At 72.3% G+C, this 16,216-nt stretch carries 16 protein-coding genes and 1 pseudogene; 11 read left to right on the top strand and 6 right to left on the bottom strand.

Going from position 1 to position 16,216, the window contains the following annotated elements:
* Positions 1-80: 80 nt before the first annotated feature.
* The 3 genes from ACGFWI_RS36100 to ACGFWI_RS36090 form a co-directional block, all read right to left on the bottom strand.
* Positions 81-314: a hypothetical protein gene (locus ACGFWI_RS36100; RefSeq protein WP_030087516.1), complete on the bottom strand. Its 234-nt coding sequence runs from the start codon at positions 312-314 to the stop codon at positions 81-83.
* A gap of 63 nt (positions 315-377) precedes the next feature.
* Positions 378-1,406: a DEDDh family exonuclease gene (locus tag ACGFWI_RS36095; protein WP_393910302.1), complete on the bottom strand. Its 1,029-nt coding sequence runs from the start codon at positions 1,404-1,406 to the stop codon at positions 378-380.
* Between the two features lie 164 nt (positions 1,407-1,570).
* Positions 1,571-2,203 (bottom strand): TetR/AcrR family transcriptional regulator, encoded by a 633-nt coding sequence (locus ACGFWI_RS36090; protein ID WP_393910301.1) that lies wholly within the window; start codon positions 2,201-2,203, stop codon positions 1,571-1,573.
* Between the two features lie 127 nt (positions 2,204-2,330).
* Between ACGFWI_RS36090 and ACGFWI_RS36085 the strand changes: the two genes are divergently transcribed.
* From ACGFWI_RS36085 to ACGFWI_RS36070, 4 genes are read left to right on the top strand one after another with little or no spacing between them, the layout of a single operon-like run.
* The gene (locus ACGFWI_RS36085; protein ID WP_393910300.1) at positions 2,331-3,128 is read left to right on the top strand and encodes an acetoacetate decarboxylase family protein; all 798 of its coding nucleotides are present in this window, start codon (positions 2,331-2,333) and stop codon (positions 3,126-3,128) included.
* Positions 3,128-4,021 carry an SDR family NAD(P)-dependent oxidoreductase gene (locus ACGFWI_RS36080; protein ID WP_393910299.1) on the top strand — a complete coding sequence of 298 codons (894 nt, stop codon included), beginning with the start codon at positions 3,128-3,130 and terminating at the stop codon, positions 4,019-4,021. Before ACGFWI_RS36085 ends, ACGFWI_RS36080 begins: the two co-directional genes overlap by 1 nt.
* 13 nt (positions 4,022-4,034) lie before the next feature.
* Positions 4,035-5,360, top strand: a complete 1,326-nt coding sequence (locus ACGFWI_RS36075; RefSeq protein WP_393910298.1) for an amidohydrolase family protein — start codon at positions 4,035-4,037, stop codon at positions 5,358-5,360.
* Complete coding sequence (locus ACGFWI_RS36070) at positions 5,357-6,595, top strand: amidohydrolase family protein (RefSeq protein ID WP_393910297.1); 1,239 nt, start codon at positions 5,357-5,359, stop codon at positions 6,593-6,595. Before ACGFWI_RS36075 ends, ACGFWI_RS36070 begins: the two co-directional genes overlap by 4 nt.
* Before the next feature lie 35 nt (positions 6,596-6,630).
* Here ACGFWI_RS36070 and ACGFWI_RS36065 read toward each other — a convergent pair whose 3' ends face one another.
* Entirely contained in the window at positions 6,631-7,335 is a 705-nt protein-coding gene (locus ACGFWI_RS36065) for a Type 1 glutamine amidotransferase-like domain-containing protein (RefSeq protein ID WP_393910296.1), read from the bottom strand.
* Positions 7,336-7,468: 133 nt separating this feature from the next.
* Between ACGFWI_RS36065 and ACGFWI_RS36060 the strand changes: the two genes are divergently transcribed.
* The 5 genes and pseudogenes from ACGFWI_RS36060 (at position 7,469) to ACGFWI_RS36040 (ending at position 11,871) form a co-directional block, all read left to right on the top strand.
* Positions 7,469-8,380, top strand: a complete 912-nt coding sequence (locus ACGFWI_RS36060; protein ID WP_393910295.1) for a sterol desaturase family protein — start codon at positions 7,469-7,471, stop codon at positions 8,378-8,380.
* The gene (locus ACGFWI_RS36055) at positions 8,377-9,084 is read left to right on the top strand and encodes a lysoplasmalogenase (protein WP_393910294.1); all 708 of its coding nucleotides are present in this window, start codon (positions 8,377-8,379) and stop codon (positions 9,082-9,084) included. The genes ACGFWI_RS36060 and ACGFWI_RS36055 overlap by 4 nt, the downstream gene beginning before the upstream one ends.
* A 39-nt stretch (positions 9,085-9,123) precedes the next feature.
* Complete coding sequence (locus ACGFWI_RS36050; protein WP_393910293.1) at positions 9,124-10,167, top strand: zinc-dependent alcohol dehydrogenase family protein; 1,044 nt, start codon at positions 9,124-9,126, stop codon at positions 10,165-10,167.
* A 195-nt stretch (positions 10,168-10,362) separates the two neighbouring features.
* Positions 10,363-10,452, top strand: a pseudogene (locus ACGFWI_RS36045) (hypothetical protein); the annotation flags it as partial.
* A 3-nt stretch (positions 10,453-10,455) separates the two neighbouring features.
* Positions 10,456-11,871 carry a TIGR03086 family metal-binding protein gene (locus tag ACGFWI_RS36040; RefSeq protein ID WP_393910292.1) on the top strand — a complete coding sequence of 472 codons (1,416 nt, stop codon included), beginning with the start codon at positions 10,456-10,458 and terminating at the stop codon, positions 11,869-11,871.
* Between the two features lie 95 nt (positions 11,872-11,966).
* Here ACGFWI_RS36040 and ACGFWI_RS36035 read toward each other — a convergent pair whose 3' ends face one another.
* Both ACGFWI_RS36035 and ACGFWI_RS36030 read right to left on the bottom strand, forming a co-directional pair.
* Positions 11,967-13,481, bottom strand: coding sequence for a S8 family serine peptidase (locus tag ACGFWI_RS36035; protein WP_393910291.1), 1,515 nt, complete (start codon positions 13,479-13,481; stop codon positions 11,967-11,969).
* A gap of 198 nt (positions 13,482-13,679) precedes the next feature.
* Positions 13,680-13,877 (bottom strand): hypothetical protein, encoded by a 198-nt coding sequence (locus ACGFWI_RS36030; RefSeq protein ID WP_393910290.1) that lies wholly within the window; start codon positions 13,875-13,877, stop codon positions 13,680-13,682.
* Between the two features lie 220 nt (positions 13,878-14,097).
* Between ACGFWI_RS36030 and ACGFWI_RS36025 the strand changes: the two genes are divergently transcribed.
* Positions 14,098-14,442, top strand: coding sequence for a DUF485 domain-containing protein (locus ACGFWI_RS36025; protein WP_393910289.1), 345 nt, complete (start codon positions 14,098-14,100; stop codon positions 14,440-14,442).
* The gene (locus tag ACGFWI_RS36020) at positions 14,439-16,076 is read left to right on the top strand and encodes a cation acetate symporter (RefSeq protein WP_393910288.1); all 1,638 of its coding nucleotides are present in this window, start codon (positions 14,439-14,441) and stop codon (positions 16,074-16,076) included. The genes ACGFWI_RS36025 and ACGFWI_RS36020 overlap by 4 nt, the downstream gene beginning before the upstream one ends.
* The last annotated feature ends 140 nt before the right edge of the window (positions 16,077-16,216 follow it).

Here is a 16,216-nt window from a genome sequence, read left to right as displayed (position 1 = left end):
CCGAGCCGGGGGTCCCCTCCGACGTGGCCGGGGAGGGGCCGGCCGGGCGCCGCCCGCGCCGGTCCGGCGGACCGTCCGGCTCAGACCCGGTCGACGATGCCCACCCTCCCGTCCGACCGGGCGCAGTGCGCACCGCAGTACCACTGTCCGTCGGCCTCCACGCCCTGGCCGATGATCTGGCACCGGCAGTGCTCACAGATCGGCGCCATGCGGTGGATGGCGCAGGCGAAACAGTCGAAGACGTGCACCGCGCCCTGCGCGTGCACCTCGAATGTCATGCCGTATTCGTTTCCGCAGACCTCACAACGTGCCATGCGCCACAGGGTGCGGGCGGCGCCCCTGCGGTGCGAGGTGCCGACGGGTGTGTTGGGCGGGCTTCACCCGGACGCAGGCGCCGGGGTCACATCCTGCAGCAGCTGCATGAAGGCCGCCTCGTCGATCACGACCGTGCCGTACGAGGCGGCCTTGGCGGTCTTGGAGGTCTTGGCGTCGGGGTCGTTGGTCACCAGCAGGCTGGTCAGCCGGGACACGCTCGTGGCGACATGGAGCCCGGCCTCGATCGCCCGGTCCTCCAGCAGCTCGCGGTCCACGGAGGTGTCGCCCGAGAAGGCGACCCGCATCCCCTGGACGAGCCGGCCGCCCGACTCGTAGCGCCCCGGGTTGGGGTACGGGCACGCCGGGCGCTTACGGGAGGGCCGCCAGGACGTGGGGCGGTACGCCGAGGCACTGGAGTGCTGCCGGGGTGCGGGCGCGTCCGACCACTCCGTCAGCGGCTGGCAGCTCAGCAGCGGCAGCCGCAGATTCTCCTGTGCGGCCCTTCGCAAACTGGGACGGAACGACTCGGCCAGCACCCGGGCGTCGTCCAGCGCATGGTGGGCGCGCTCCTGCACCACGCCGTAATGCGCGGCGAGGGACTCCAGCTTGTGGTTGGGCAGCGGGAGCCGCAGTTCCTTGGACAGGGCGATGGTGCACAGCCGCTGCTGCACCGGTGCCTTCGTCGCGGCGCGGGCGTACTCGCGGGCGATCATCGACCAGTCGAACATGGCGTTGTGCGCGACCAGTACCCGGTCCGCCAGGCGCCGGGACAGCTCCGGGACGATCTCCGGGAAGAGCGGGGCGTCGGCCAGCACGGCGCTGGTGAGCCCGTGGATCCAGACCGGCCCCGGGTCCCGCTGCGGGTTGACGAGGGTGTACCAGTGGTCCTGGACCTCGCCGTGTGCGTCGAGTTGATACACGGCGGCGGAGATGATCCGGTCGTCGCGGGCCAGGCCCGTGGTCTCGACGTCGACCACCGCGTATCCCTCGGGATAGGCGGACGGCCAGGGAGCCGGCGGCGTCTGCGGGCCCGGCTGCTGCCCGATCTTCGGCGCGATCGGGTCGGCTGCTGCCATGCGGTCTTCGAGCATGGTCACTGAGGATACGGGCCGCCACTGACAGCCACCGAACCGGTGTGGGGCGCACGGGGCGCCCGCGCGCCCGTCGCCCCGTAGTCGCGGGGCCGGTACCGGAATTGACGGCGGGCCGGAGTCCGGGCGCCGACGCGGCCGGGCCCCGCCGGGCAGCGGCGGCCTCAGGAGCCGGGCCGCGCGGGGGCGAGCAGCGAGGCCACCAGCGCCTCCAGCGAGACGAGGAACAGCCGCTCGGTGTCGACCGGGCCGGCCAGCGCACGGGCCAGCGCCGGATCGTGCCCGGCGGTGGGGGAGTCCCACAGCTCGCCCTCGCTCGGATGCTGCGCGGGCGACCGTTCGCGGTTGCGCTCGACCAGGACGAACCCGACGACCTGGAACTGGACGGCCCGCACCGCCTCGGCGGCCGTCTCGCCGCGCAGCCCGGCGGCGTGCATCTCATGGACCAGGGCCTGCTGCGCGGGCAGGAACATCCGCTCCGTCAGGCCGCGTTCGTGCACCATCGCGATCAGCTGCGGGCGCTCGCGCAGCGCCGTGTGCAGGGTGCGGGCGACCGAGACGATGCGCGCATGCGGGGTGCGGCCTGCGGGGTGGATCTCGCCCATCTCCCGGACGGTGCGTTCGACGAGGGCGTCCAGCAGTGACTCGCGGTTGCCGACGTGCCAGTAGATGGAGGTGACGGCGGTGCCCAGTTCCGTGGCGAGGCGGCGCATGGTCAGCGCCCCGGGGCCGTGCGCCCGCACCAGCCGGGCGGCGGTCGTCAGCACCTCTTCGCCGGTCAGCGCGGTACGTGTCATATCCCTCTCACTATCCCTCAACTCCCTTGGGCACAAGGCCCTTTACCCTTCGTCCCGCTCGGTGTAACAGTGTTACAGGCGTCTCGCGCAACCCCCGTAAGTCACCGACGACGAAGGGTGGTACGACATGGCACGCATTCGCTACGGAGCGCGTACCGAGGCGGAGATCACCGCGGCGCGCACCGCGAGCTCCCGGCTCCCCGAGATCTGGTCCACCGGCGTGGTCGCCGTCTGGGAGAGCGACCCGGACGCGGTCGCGGCCGTCCTGCCACCGCCGCTCGCGCCCACCGGACGCCCGCTGGTCCGCGTCACCATCAGCCGGGTCGCGCTGCCCGGCTACCCCCTGGGCGCGGGCTCGGTGGCCGTCGCGGCCCGGCACCGGGGCGTCGAGGGCTGGTATCCGCTGGTCATGCCGATGACCCATGAGCGGGCTCTGACCGGCGGCCGTGAGGTCTTCGGCGAACCCAAGAAGCTGGGCGAGGTCACCGTCGAGCGCGAGGGGCCGGTCGTGCGGGCCGCGCTCGCCCGGCACGGCATCGCCTTCGTCGAGGTGCGCGGTGCGGTGAGCGGCCCGCTGCCGGTCCCGGAGCCGGCCCGGAAGACCGACTTCTACTTCAAGTTCCTGCCCGCCGTGGACGGTTCGGGGTTCGACCTCGACCCGGTGCTGGTGCACTGCGTCCGTCACGAGAAGGTCCGCAGACTGGAGAAGATCACCGGCGATGTCGTCCTGCGGGAGTCGGTGTACGACCCGGTGGCCGACCTCCCCGTACGCACCCTCGTCGAGCTCACCCTCGGCGAGAAGACCACCGACCAGCGGGGCCGGGTCGTCGAGCGGGTCAGCGCCCGGTCCCTGCTCCCGTACGCCCACCAGCGCTATGACGATCCGCACCAGCTCCTCGACAAACCGCCCGAGGGGAGCGCCTGATGGAGCTGCGGGCGGGACAGGTCGCGGTCGTCACCGGCGCCGCGAGCGGAATCGGTCTGGCCATGGCGCGCCGCTTCGCCGCGGACGGGCTGAAGGTCGTCCTCGCGGACGTCGAGGAGGCGCCGCTGCGCGCCGCCGCCGACGCACTCACCGCGGACGGCGCCCACGTAATGGCACACACCGTGGACGTCGGCGTCCGCGAAGAGGTCGCCGCGCTCGCCGACGCCGCGTACGACGCCTTCGGCGCCGTCCATGTGCTGTGCAACAACGCGGGGGTGGGCTCCGGCGCTGAGGGGCGGATGTGGGAACACGAACCCCGCGACTGGGCATGGGCGTTCGCGGTGAACGTCTGGGGCGTTTTCCACGGCATCCAGTGCTTTCTGCCCCGGATGCTGGCGGGCGGCGGGCCCGGCCATGTCGTCAACACCTCCTCGACGGACGGCGGCATCGCGCCGCTGCCCACCGCGTCCGTCTACGCCGTCACCAAGGCGGCCGTGGTGACCATGACCGAGTCGCTCTACGCCCATCTGAAGGCCGAGCGGGCCCCCATCGGTGCCTCGGTGCTCTTCCCCGGCCCGCACATGCTGCGCACCGGCCTGTGGGAGTCGCACCGCAACCGGCCCGCGCGCTACGCCAAGACCCGGCCGCGCCGCAGCCCGTACCGCAGCCTCGCGCAGTGGGAGTCGGCCATGCGGCACGCCGGGAAGGAGGTCGTCTTCACCCCGGTCGAGGATGTCGCGGCGCAGGTCGTGGACGGCATCCGGGCCGGCCGTTTCTGGCTGCTGCCGCCCGGCGAACACACCGACGCACAGATCCGGGCGCGGTCCGCCTCGATGCTCGACCGCACCGCCCCCGCGTATCTGGAGCACTTCATTCTCGACCCGGACGACTGAGGGAGGTTCCGCCATGACGGACCCACAGGGCCCCACGGACCCGCCGGACGCGCAGGACACCCTGCACGAGCCGTACCTGATCATCTCCTCCGACTGCCACGCCGGGCTCCCCACCGAGGAGTACCGCCCCTACCTCGACGCCCGCTTCCACCGCGCCTTCGACGAGTTCCTCGGCGGGCGGGACGCCCGCCGCGCGGAGGCCACCCGCCTCGGCATCCGCAACGAGGCCTTCGCCGAACGGTGGTTCCGGGACAACGAGGAGGGCCTGCGCGGCGGCTGGGACCCCGCACAGCGCATCAAGGAACTCGACGGCGACGGTGTGGCCGCCGAGGTCGTCTTCCCGGACGCGGACGCCGTGGACAGTGGTACGGCCGCTCCCTTCGGCGTGGGCCTCGGCCTCTCCGGCGACCAGGACCCCGACCTCGGCATGGCGGGTGCACAGGCGCACAACCGCTGGCTCGCCGACTTCGTCTCCGTACACCCCGAACGGCACTGCGGAGTGGCCCTGTTGCCGGTCACCGCCGACACCGACCGGGTGGTGGCCGAGATCTACCGCGCCAAGGAGTCGGGGCTCGGCGCCCTGATGATCCCCTCCATGTGGGTCGACCAGGCGCCGTACCACGACCGCCGCTACGACCCGGTGTGGGCGGCGGCCGCCGCATGCGCGATGCCGGTGGTGACCCACTCCGGGGCCGCGCCCCGCCACGAGTACGGCGACCACCTCGGGATCTATGTCTCCGAGGTGACCTGGTGGCCCGCGCGGCCCCTGTGGTTCCTGCTCTGGTCCGGCGTCTTCGAGCGCCACCCGGACCTGCGGTTCGGGATCGCCGAATCCGGCTGCTGGTGGCTGCCCAACCTCCTGTGGTTCATGGACCGCCTCTACCTGGGCGCCCACGGCGGCCGAAAACTCTCCCCGTTCGCGGCGCTCCGGCGCCCGCCGCACGAGTACCTGGACCGGCAGGTCTTCGTCTGCGCCACCAACACCAAACGCCGCGAGCTCGCCCAGCGCTACGAGATCGGCGTCGACAACATCCTCTGGGGCAGCGACTTCCCGCACCCCGAAGGGACCTGGCCCGACACCCGCGCCTGGCTGAAGAAGACCTTCCACGACATCCCGGTCACGGAGACCCGCCGGATGCTCGGCCTGGCCGCCGCCGAGGCCTTCGGCTTCGACAGCGCCGCGCTCGCCCCGGCGGCCCGCCGCATCGGCCCCACCCCGGCCGCACTCGGTCAGAGCGCCGACCAGCCGGCGGTTGAGGCCTCCTGGGCCCGCTCGCGCGAGGTGGGCCGCCATTGGCTGACGGACCACGACTTCCCGGTATTGGGGGCCGCACAGTGACGCATCGAGCCGACGACCGCTACACCGTCATCTCCGCCGACTGCCACGCCGGCGCCGACCTCCTGGACTACCGGCCGTACTTGGAGGCCCGGCACCACGAGGCCTTCGACGTCTGGGCGGCGGTCTACGTCAATCCGCACGAGGACCTGCTCGCCGACACCGCCGACCGCAACTGGAACTCCGGCCGCCGGCTGGCCGAACTGGAAGCCGACGGCATCGTCGCCGAGGTCGTCTTCCCGAACACCATCCCGCCGTTCTTCCCCAGCGCCTCCCTCATGGCCCCGGCGCCCACCCGCGAGGAGTCCGAGCAGCGCTGGGCGGGCCTGCGCGCCCACAACCGCTGGCTCGCCGACTTCTGCGCCGAGGCCCCCGGCCGCCGGGCCGGTGTCGCCCAGATCCTGCTCAACGATGTCGACGAGGCCGTACGGGAAGTCCGCCGCACCAAGGCGGCGGGTCTCACCGGCGGCATCATGCTCCCGGGCACCCCGCCCGGCTCCGGCCTCCCCGAACTCCACTCGGAGTACTACGACCCCCTCTGGGCGGTCTGCGCGGAGCTGGAGGTCCCCGTCAACCACCACGGCGGCTCGGCCTCCCCGCCGCTCGGCGACGAACCGGCCGCCCGCGCCGTCTTCATGGTCGAGACGACCTGGTTCTCGCACCGTGCCCTGTGGCACCTGATCTTCGGCGGCGCCTTCCGCCGCCACCCCGGCCTCCGCCTCGTCCTCACCGAACAGGGCTCCGGCTGGATCCCCGGCGTCCTGGACATGCTGGACTACTACCACGGCCGGCTGGTCGCGGCCGCGTCCCGGGCCACCACCGCCGAGTCCAGGTTCGGCTCCGGCCTGGCGGCCACCATGGGCTCTGCCCCGTCCGAGATCTGGCGCGAGAACTGCTCGGTGGGCGCCAGCTTCATGCGCCCGCACGAGGTCCCGCTGCGCCATCGCATCGGCCTCGACAAGATCATGTGGGGTAGCGACTACCCCCACGACGAAGGCACCCACCCCTACTCCCGCGAGGCCCTCCGCCTCGCCTACGCCGGCCTCCCGGCCGACGAGACCGCGGCCATGCTCGGCACCAACGCGGCCCGCGTCTACGGCTTCGACCTCACCCGCCTCGCCCCGCACGCCGCCCGCGTCGGCCCCACGGTCGCCGATATCGCCGCACCCCTGGAAAAGATCCCCGCGGACGCCACCAGTCCGGCGTTCGCACGGGGCGGTGCGGTGCGGGTGTGGTGAGGGCCGGCCCGCGGGGACGGTGACGGGAAACGGCGCTACGCCCCCAGCGCCCGCGCCGTCTGCGCCACCTCCGCCACCGAGCCGTCCTCGCCGACGCCGACCCGGCGGAGCGTGGCGCCCGGCCTGCGGGTGACGACGTCCACGAGGCGGCCGTCGGTGAACAACCCGGCGGCGCCGTCGTCGACCGCCCAACCTCCCGGCAGCACACGGTCGTTGACCGCCGTCAGATACCCGGGCCGGCGCTCCGGCTCGCTGTCGTAGTGCGGGCACACACTGCCCGGCAGTAGCCCCAGCCCGTCGGTCAGCGGCACCGGCGGGCCGAAGGAGTCGGAGAACGCGGTCTCGAACCAGCAGCACGCCCCGGCGCTGATGCCGCACAGCAGCACCCCGGACTCGTACGCCTCGCGCAGGATCGTGTCCAGGCCGTGCACCCGCCAGACGGCGAGCATGTTGGCGGTGTTGCCGCCCCCGACGTAGACGATGTCCTGCGCCAGGACGAACGACCGCAGATCGGTCACGGTGCGCCGGAACAGCTCCAGATGGCTCGGTTCGCATGCGCGCGGACCGAATGCCGCGTGGAATCCCTCGATGTACCCCGGCGCGTCACCGCTCGCGGTCGGCAGGAAGCAGATCTTCGGACGGGTCCGCCCGGCGGCCTCCAGGACGAAGTCGTCCAGCAGGGTGTCGGGGTCGTCGGAGAAGCCGCCGCCGAGCAGGGCGATGGTGGGGGTGCCGGTCATGGGACCTCGATTCCGGTCGTCGTGGGGACCTGCCGCGGAAAACATCGTGGCGGCACAGCTGACAGCACGTCTTACATACTTCTCGGTAACAACCTCTAGCGGCGCCGCAGTCCACGGCTTTATGGTGCGGAGCATGCCGCACCTGCCCGATGTCGTGTTGTGGTCCGTACCCGCCTTTGTCCTGCTCACCGTGGTGGAGATGGTGAGCTACCGCCTGCATCCCGACGAGGAGGCGACGGGCTATGAGGCCAAGGACGCCGCCACCAGCGTCGGTATGGGCCTGGGCAGCCTCGTGTTCGACGCGCTGTGGAAAATCCCCATCGTGGCGATCTACGCCACCGTCTACGAACTCACCCCGCTGCGGATACCCGTGCTGTGGTGGACGATGCTGCTGATGCTGCTCGCGCAGGACTTCTTCTACTACTGGTCGCACCGCGGCCACCACGTCATCCGCGTCCTGTGGGCCTGCCATGTGGTGCACCACTCCAGCAAGAACTTCAACCTCACCACCGCCCTGCGGCAGCCCTGGACGACCTGGACCGTCTGGCCGTTCTACGTCCCGATGATCGCCCTCGGCGTCCATCCGGCCGCGATCGCCTTCACCTCCGGGGCCAACCTCGTCTACCAGTTCTGGGTGCACACCGAGCGGATCGGCAAACTGCCCCGGCCCTTCGAGTTCGTGCTCAACACCCCGTCCCACCACCGGGTCCACCACGCCTCGCAGGGCGGCTACCTGGACCGCAACTACGGCGGCATCCTGATCATCTGGGACCGGATGTTCGGCTCGTTCGCCGCCGAGACCGAGCGGCCGGTCTACGGACTCACCAAGAACATCGAGTCCTTCAACCCGCTGCGGGTGGCCACCCATGAGTACGCCGCCATCGCGCGCGACGTACGGGCCGCGGACAGCTGGCGCGAGCGCGCCGGACGGGTGTTCCGCGGGCCGGGCTGGCAGCCGGCCGGGCCGGCCGCCGCGGGGGAGACCCCGCAGGCCGGCCGTCCGGGAGCCGGGGCGCGCGCCTCCGTCGAGGAGCCGGCCGCGTGACGGCACGGTGGCCGCGGGCCGTACGGCCGCTGCTGTGGGCCTTCGCCGTACTGGCCGTCGTGCACCTGGCGGCGCTGCTCGCCGGCAGCACGGCTGTCGGACAGCTCACCAAGCCCGCGCTGATGCCGGTGCTCGCCGGATACGCGCTGGCGCGCGGCGGCCCGCCGCTGCTCGCCGGTGCGCTGCTCCTCGGCTGCGGTGGCGACACCTTCCTCCAGATCGGCGGGGACATCGCCTTCCTGGTGGGGATGGGCTCGTTCGCCGCGGGGCACGTCTGCTATCTGCTGCTCTTCGCCCGGCACGGGACGGCGCCCGGGGACGGCCGGCGGGGCCGGACAGCCGCGGCCGGCGCCGCGTATGCCGTACTGCTGGCCGGCACGGTCGTGCTCCTGTGGCCGGATCTCCCGGCAGATCTGCGGATCCCGGTCGCCGGCTACAGCCTGCTGCTCACCGCCATGGCGTTCGGCGCGCTCCGGGCGGGTCCCTGGGCCGCCGTCGGCGGGCTGCTCTTCCTGCTCTCCGACACCCTGATCGCGAGTGGTATCGCCCACTGGCCGCAGCTGCCGGGCCCGCAGTTCTGGATCATGTTCACCTATCTCGCGGCCCAGTACGCGCTGGCCGGTGGGGTGTTGCGCTCCGCCGCCACGGCTCCCCGGCCCGCACCGGACCGGGCGCAGACGCCGCGGAAGGCAGGCGTACCGTAACCGGGTACACCCTCCGGATACGCAAGGACAACGCCCCGCATGCGCGCCACCACCATCCACGCCGCCCACGACATCCGCATCGACGAGGTCCCCGACGCCGCCGTCCTCAAGCCCCACGACGCGGTGGTGCAGGTGCTGCGGGCCTGTATCTGCGGCAGCGACCTGTGGGCGTACCGCGGCGAGGCCGAGCGCGAGGCGGGGCAGCGGATCGGCCATGAGTTCCTCGGCGTGATCGCCGAGACCGGCGCCGAGGTGTCCGGCCTCGCCGTCGGCGACCTGGTGGTGGCGCCCTTCATGTGGTCCGACGGCAGCTGCGAGTACTGCGCCGACGGCCTGACCACCTCCTGTGTGGACGGCGGATTCTGGGGCGAGCCCGGCTCCGACGGTGGCCAGGGCGAGGCCGTCCGGGTGCCGTACGCCGACGCCACCCTGGTCAAGCTGCCCGCCGCGGCGGTGGGCGACGAACGGCTGCTCACCGGTCTGCTGGCGCTCTCCGATGTCCTGGGCACCGGTCATCACGCCGCCCTTGGCGCCGGCGTACGGCCCGGCTCGACGGTCGCGGTGGTCGGCGACGGCGCGGTCGGCCTGTGCGGGGTGCTGGCCGCCAGGCGGCTGGGCGCCGAGCGGATCATCGCCCTCGGCCGCCACCGGGCACGTACCGATATCGCCCGGACCTTCGGCGCCACCGACGTCGTCGCCGAGCGCGGCGAGGCGGCCGTCGCCGCGGTCCGCGAACTGACCCGCGGCCAGGGCGCCCACGCCGTCATCGAAGCGGTCGGCACCGAGCAGTCGATGCGTACCGCGCTCGGCATCACCCGGCCCGGCGGCGCCATCGGCTGGGTCGGCGTGCCGCACGGCAGCGGCAGCGGCCTGGACATGCGCACCCTGTTCGACCACAACATCGCCGTCCGCGGCGGCGTCGCCCCGGTCCGCAGCTACATCCCGGAACTCCTCCCCGACATCCTGAACGGCACCCTCGACCCCGCGCCGGTCTTCGACCTCACCGTCGACCTGGCGGGCGTACCGGACGGCTACCGCGCCATGGACGACCGCACCGCCCTGAAGGTGCTGGTCAAGCCCTGAGCGGCGGCCGGTGAAGGGCGGCCGCAGGCGGCCGGACGCACCGCCGCTTGAGTCTCCCCCCGTGGGAGACCCGACAGTGGACGGCATGTACGAGGACGGCACGGGCCTGCTCACCATCGGCGCGCTGGCGCGGCTGACCGGTGTCCCGGTCAAGACGATCCTCCCCCGAGCTCTTGAGGAGCAGGGGGGACCCCCATCTGGTCGGACCAGGACCTGCTGCCGCCCGCCGCCCGCACCCCCGCGGGCTACCGGCTCTACGGCCCGGACGCCCCGGCCCGCCTGGAGATCGTGCGCAGTCTGCGCGACCTGGGCATCGGCATGGTGGCGATCCGGTCCGTGCTGCACCGCGAGCGCACCGTCGCCGAGACGGCCGCGCAGTGGGCGGACGCGCTGGACGCGCAGATCCGCACCCTGCAGTTGCAGCGCGCCGTGCTGCGGTCGGTGGCCGCGCGGGGCAGCGCAGCAGAGGAGCTGCCACACATGACCGAACTGGCCCGCCTGTCGGCCCGGGAACGCCGCCGGATCATCACGGACTTCGTCGATGACGCCCTCGACGGTGTGCACGCCCCCGCCTACCGCAGCGGTCTGCTGGCCGCCACCCCCGATCTTCCCGACGACCCCACCCCCGAGCAGTTCGGCGCCTGGATCGAGCTGGCCGCCCTGGTCCGCGAACCGGAACTACGGGCGGCGCTGCGCCGGCTGGCCGAGTACAGCGCCCGGACGGCACCACAGGCGGGGCAGCCGCACGCCGAGGGGGAGCCGGACGCGGCCGGGCAGGAGCAGGCCGCCGTGCGCGTCGCGGAGCTGATGCGGGTGCGCGGTGAGGCGGCCGTCGCGGTCGGCGTCGCCCCGGACTCCCCGGCCGCGGAGCCCGTCGTCGCCGAGCTGGTCGCCGCCTGGCTCCCCACCCAGACCGGCACCGCCGACCCGCCCGCCGAGGACGGCCCGCAGGCCCGCGGCCGGCTGCTGGAGCAACTGGAGGCCGCCGCCGAGCCGGCCGTCGCGCGCTACTGGCAGCTGCTGTGCACCGTCACCGGCCGGCCCGCCCCGCCCCGCTGGGACACCGCGGGCGCCTGGACCGCGGCCGCGCTGCGTGCCCACCCCGGGCCGTACCGGCTGGACCGGTCCGCGTTCGAGGACACCGATCCGGACCGGGTGCTGCACGCCTACGAGCAGGTGACCCGGGACGTCGCCGCCCTGGTCGCCGCCGTACCGCCGGAGGACCTCGCGCTGCCGACGCCGTGCGCGGGGTGGACCGTACGGCAGCTGCTCGACCACATGGTGTGGGAGAACCTGATGGCCACCTCGATCGCCGAGGACGCCCCGCGCGGCGACCACACCGCCGACCACCTCGGTGACGATCACCGCGCCGCCTTCGAGGACTCCACGCGCGCCGCCCTCGCCGCCTTCACCGGCAGCGGGATGCTCCAGCGCACCTACGGGCCGTACGAGGCGCCCGGCGCGATGATCGTCCAGCAGGTCGTGGTCGAACTCCTCGCGCACGGCTGGGACCTGGCGCGGGCGACGGGCGCACCGACCGGGCCGGCGCCGGAGGTCGCCGAGGAGACCCTGGCGGCGGCCCGCCGGATCTACGGCGCCGCACCGCGCACCGAGGGCAGCTCGTTCGCCCCGGAGCGCCCCGCGCCGCCCGGCGCGAGCGCCACGGACCGGCTGGCGGCCTTCCTCGGCCGCGACCCGGCCTGACCGGCCCGCCCCGCGGGCCCACTCACACCGCAACGGAAGGGCCGGGTGACGCACCACCCGGCCCTTCCCCGCAACTACCGGAAACTGTCCGGGAGTTACTTCTTCACCGCGTCCAGCGCATCGACGATGCCATAGCCGAAGTGGCTGTTGACATGCTTGGTGCCGGTGCAGGTCGCGTCACCCGTGGCGCAGCCGGGGTTGTCCGCCTGCTCCTTGAGGAGCCACTGGATCTCCTGCGGGCTGGACTTCGGGTGGGCACTCTTGAGCAGCGCCGCGACGCCCGTGACGTGCGGGGTCGCCATGGACGTGCCGGCCAGGTAGGCCCAGTCGCCGCCCGGCATGGTGGAGAGGATGTTGCCGTTCTTGGCGGGCAGCTCGGGCACCTGCTTCGAGTCGCCGCCCGGTGCGGCCACATCGATCTGGCCGAGGCCGTAGTTCGAGTAGTACGACTTGAGCTTGTTGACACCGGTCGCCGCGACCGTCACCGTGCCCGGCAGCTGGGTGGGAACGTCCCAGCAGGTCTTCGGGTTGATGGTGCGCTCGACCGGGGTGGAGTCGTTCGGGCTGGAGGCGTCGGGAAGCTGGGGCGCCGCCAGGTCGAGACCGGAGTTGCCCGCCGCGGCGATGTTGATCGCGCCCTTGCGCTGGGCGTAGCTCGCCGCGCGTCCGACCGCGTCGATGATGGCGGCCTGGTCGGCGTCATCCTTGCAGTTGAACATCCACGGGTCGACGTAGTAGCTGTTGTTGGTGACCTCGACGCCGTGATCGGCCGCGAAGACGAAGGCGCACACCACGCTCTCGGCGTAGAAGAGGCTCGTCTCCGGCTCGCTGACCTTGAGGGCGGAGATCTTCACCCCCGGCGCGACCCCCGCCACGCCGACGCCGTTACGGGCCGCGGCGATCGTGCCCGCGACATGGGTGCCGTGGTAGTCGTTGTCCGGGTCCCAGGGGCGCCAGGCGCCCTTGGAGGTATCGGCCACACCGCCCACGCAGTTGGCGGACTGCTTCGCGGAGAAGTTGGCCTTCAGATCGGGGTGGGTGTCGTCCACACCGGTGTCGATGATGGCGACGGTGACGTTCTTGCTGCCCGGGTTCACCTTCGCGGCCTTGTCGGCCTTGATGGCGGGCAGGTCCCACTGCAGCGGTTCGAGCGGCTCCTCGCCGTTCGCCTTCGCCGCCTTGCCGGCCGCCATGAGCTGGGACTTCGGCAGGTCGATCTTCTGCGGCTTGCCGACGTCGGTGGTGCCCTGTGCCTTCAGCGGCGCGGTGCGGGTCGCGCCCGCCGACTGCACGCCCGGCACCGTCCGCAGGGAGGCGGCGAACTGCGGGTTGGCCGAGTGGACGACGATCACGCCTATCTGCTCATGGGCGATGATCACCTTCCCGCCGGCCTTGGCTATCGCCTTCTCGACCTTGCCGACCGCGGCGTGGCCGGGCGTGGCGTTAACGACGTACGAGAGCAGCGGGCCGTCGGCCGAGACCGCGGCGGCCGGGGCGGAGTCCTGGGACGCGGCGGTGGCCGCGTTCGGCAGGAAACCGAGGGACGCCGTCAGAGCCAGTCCGAGCGGTACGGCCAGCGCCCGCATGCGTCTGGATCGGGGATGTGCCATGGGTACTCCACATCATCCGTGAGACCGCCCGTGCACGGGTTGCGCACGGGCGGATGCAATGCGATGTGAAGTTATCGGCGATCACTCGTACACAGCAATGGAATGCGGAGAAAAAACAGGGAGAAAACCCGCCAGGAGTGTGGAATTGATAGCGCGTCAGCCGATCTCGGCCCCGTGGTGAGGACCCGACAGGGCCGGTCAGCCGTGGCGTCGCAGGGTGGCGATGCTCAGCGGGGGCAGCGCGATCCGCGGCCCGTACCAGCGGCGAGCGGTGGTGGCCGTCCCCGGTCGCGGCTCCGACGGGGCGAGGTCGAGCGGCGCCGGCAGCCGGATGCTGCCGTAGGGGCGCCGGCGGGGAGCGGGTGGCTGCGGGGCCTGCTGTGGCGGCGGATTCACACCGGGCTCAACGAAGCGCCCCGCCCACGGTGGCGGTCGGCGCGGTCATTCCCGGTTTTCTTCTGGGATTCAACGAACGCACCCCTGTCGCATCGTCTGATGCGCCTCTACCATGCGTGATCTGGATCACTTATGTGAGCTTTATTGCCGGCCCGGGCCTCTTCCCGTGCCGATCCGCCGGACCGGCACGGGAACCCGCCCCTTCGCGTCAGGAGATTCCGTGAGCGCCGCACCGACCCTCGACCCGGGGACGCACGAGCCGCCCGACTACATCCAGGTGCAGTCGAGTGCGGAATTCGACGAACTCCGCCGCGCACACCGCTCGTTCGCCTTCCCGCTCACCGTCGCCTTCATCCTCTGGTACCTCGCGTACGTGCTGCTGTCGAGCTACGCCGGCGGCTTCATGGGCACCAAGGTCCTCGGCCACATCAACGTGGCCTTCGTCCTCGGCATCGCCCAGTTCGTCACGACCTTCCTCATCGCCTGGTGGTACTCCCGGCACGCCGCCACCAAGCTCGACCCCAAGGCCGAGGCCATCAAGTCCCGCCTGGAGGGTGACGCATGAGCCCTCTCCAGCAGCCGCTCGCGCTCCAGCTCGCGGCCGGCGGCGCCGGCGAGCACCGCGCCCTGATCGTCACCCTCTTCGCGGTCTTCGTCGCCGCCACCCTCGGCATCACCGTCTGGGCCGGCCGGCAGACGAAGGGCGCGGAGGACTTCTACGCGGCCGGCCGGCAGTTCAGCGGATTCCAGAACGGCCTGGCCATCTCCGGTGACTACATGTCGGCCGCATCCTTCCTCGGCATCGCCGGCGCCATCGCCCTCTTCGGCTACGACGGCTTCCTCTACTCCATCGGCTTCCTCGTCGCCTGGCTCGTCGCGCTGCTCCTGGTTGCCGAACCGCTGCGCAACTCCGGCCGCTTCACGATGGGCGACGTCCTCGCCTACCGGATGCGCCAGCGCCCGGTCCGTACGGCCGCCGGCACCTCCACCATCATCGTCTCGATCTTCTACCTGCTCGCCCAGATGGCGGGCGCGGGCGCCCTGGTCACCCTGCTCCTGGGCATCACCAGCGAGGCGGGCAAGATCCTGGTCGTCGTCCTCGTCGGCATCGTGATGATCCTCTACGTCACCATCGGCGGCATGAAGGGCACCACCTGGGTCCAGATGGTCAAGGCGGTCCTGCTGATCGCCGGCACCCTGCTGATCACGTTCCTGGTGGCGCTCAAGTTCGACTTCAACATCTCCACGCTGCTCGGCGCCGCCGCGGAGAACAGCGGCAAGGGCGCAGCCTTCCTGGAGCCCGGCCTCAAGTACGGCGCCACCGCCACCTCGAAGATCGACTTCATCTCGCTGGGCATCGCCCTCGTCCTGGGCACCGCGGGCCTGCCGCACATCCTCATCCGCTTCTACACGGTCCCCACCGCCAAGGCCGCCCGTAAGTCCGTGAACTGGGCGATCGGCATCATCGGCGTCTTCTACCTGATGACCATCGCGCTCGGCTTCGGCGCCGCGGCCCTCATCAAGCCCGAGACGATCATCGCGTCCAACAAGGCGGGCAACACCGCGGCACCGCTGCTCGCCCAGCAGATCGGCGGCGGCGCCGACTCGACCGGCGGCGCCATCCTGCTCGCCGTCATCTCCGCGGTGGCCTTCGCCACCATCCTCGCGGTGGTCGCCGGCCTCACCCTCGCCTCGTCCTCGTCCTTCGCGCACGACCTGTACGTCAATGTCCTGCGCAAGGGCAAGGCCACCGAGAAGGAAGAGGTCGGCGCGGCCCGCTGGGCGACCGTCGGCATCGGTGCGGTCGCCATCGTTCTGGGGGTCTTCGCACGCGGGCTGAACGTCGCGGGCCTGGTGGCGCTCGCCTTCGCGGTCGCCGCCTCCGCCAACCTCCCCACCCTCCTCTACAGCCTGTTCTGGAAGCGTTTCACCACCCAGGGCGCCCTGTGGTCCATTTACGGAGGCCTGGTCTCCTCCGTCGTCCTGGTCCTCTTCTCCCCGGTCGTCTCCGGCAAGGAGACCTCGATGTTCCCCGGCGCCGACTTCGACGTCTTCCCGCTGGAGAACCCGGGCCTGATCTCCATCCCGCTGGGCTTCCTGCTCGGCTGGCTGGGGTCCCTGCTGTCCAAGGAGGAGCCGGACGTCCAGAAGTACGCCGAGCTGGAGGTCCGCTCGCTGACCGGGACCGGAGCCCACTGAGGCGGTCCCGCTCAGCCGTCCCTGCAGGCCCCGGGCGGGGGGGGGGGGGGGGGGTGGTGGGGGGGGGGCCCCCCCCCCCCCCCCCCCCCCCCACCCCCCCCCCCCCCCACCCCCCCCGCGCGACGCGGGGAGGGGACAAC

The organism is Streptomyces sp. NPDC048434, assembly GCF_043200375.1.
GTDB lineage: Bacteria > Actinomycetota > Actinomycetes > Streptomycetales > Streptomycetaceae > Streptomyces.
The sequence above is the reverse complement of the archived record's forward strand: the minus strand, read 5'-3'. Positions and strand labels throughout refer to the sequence as shown.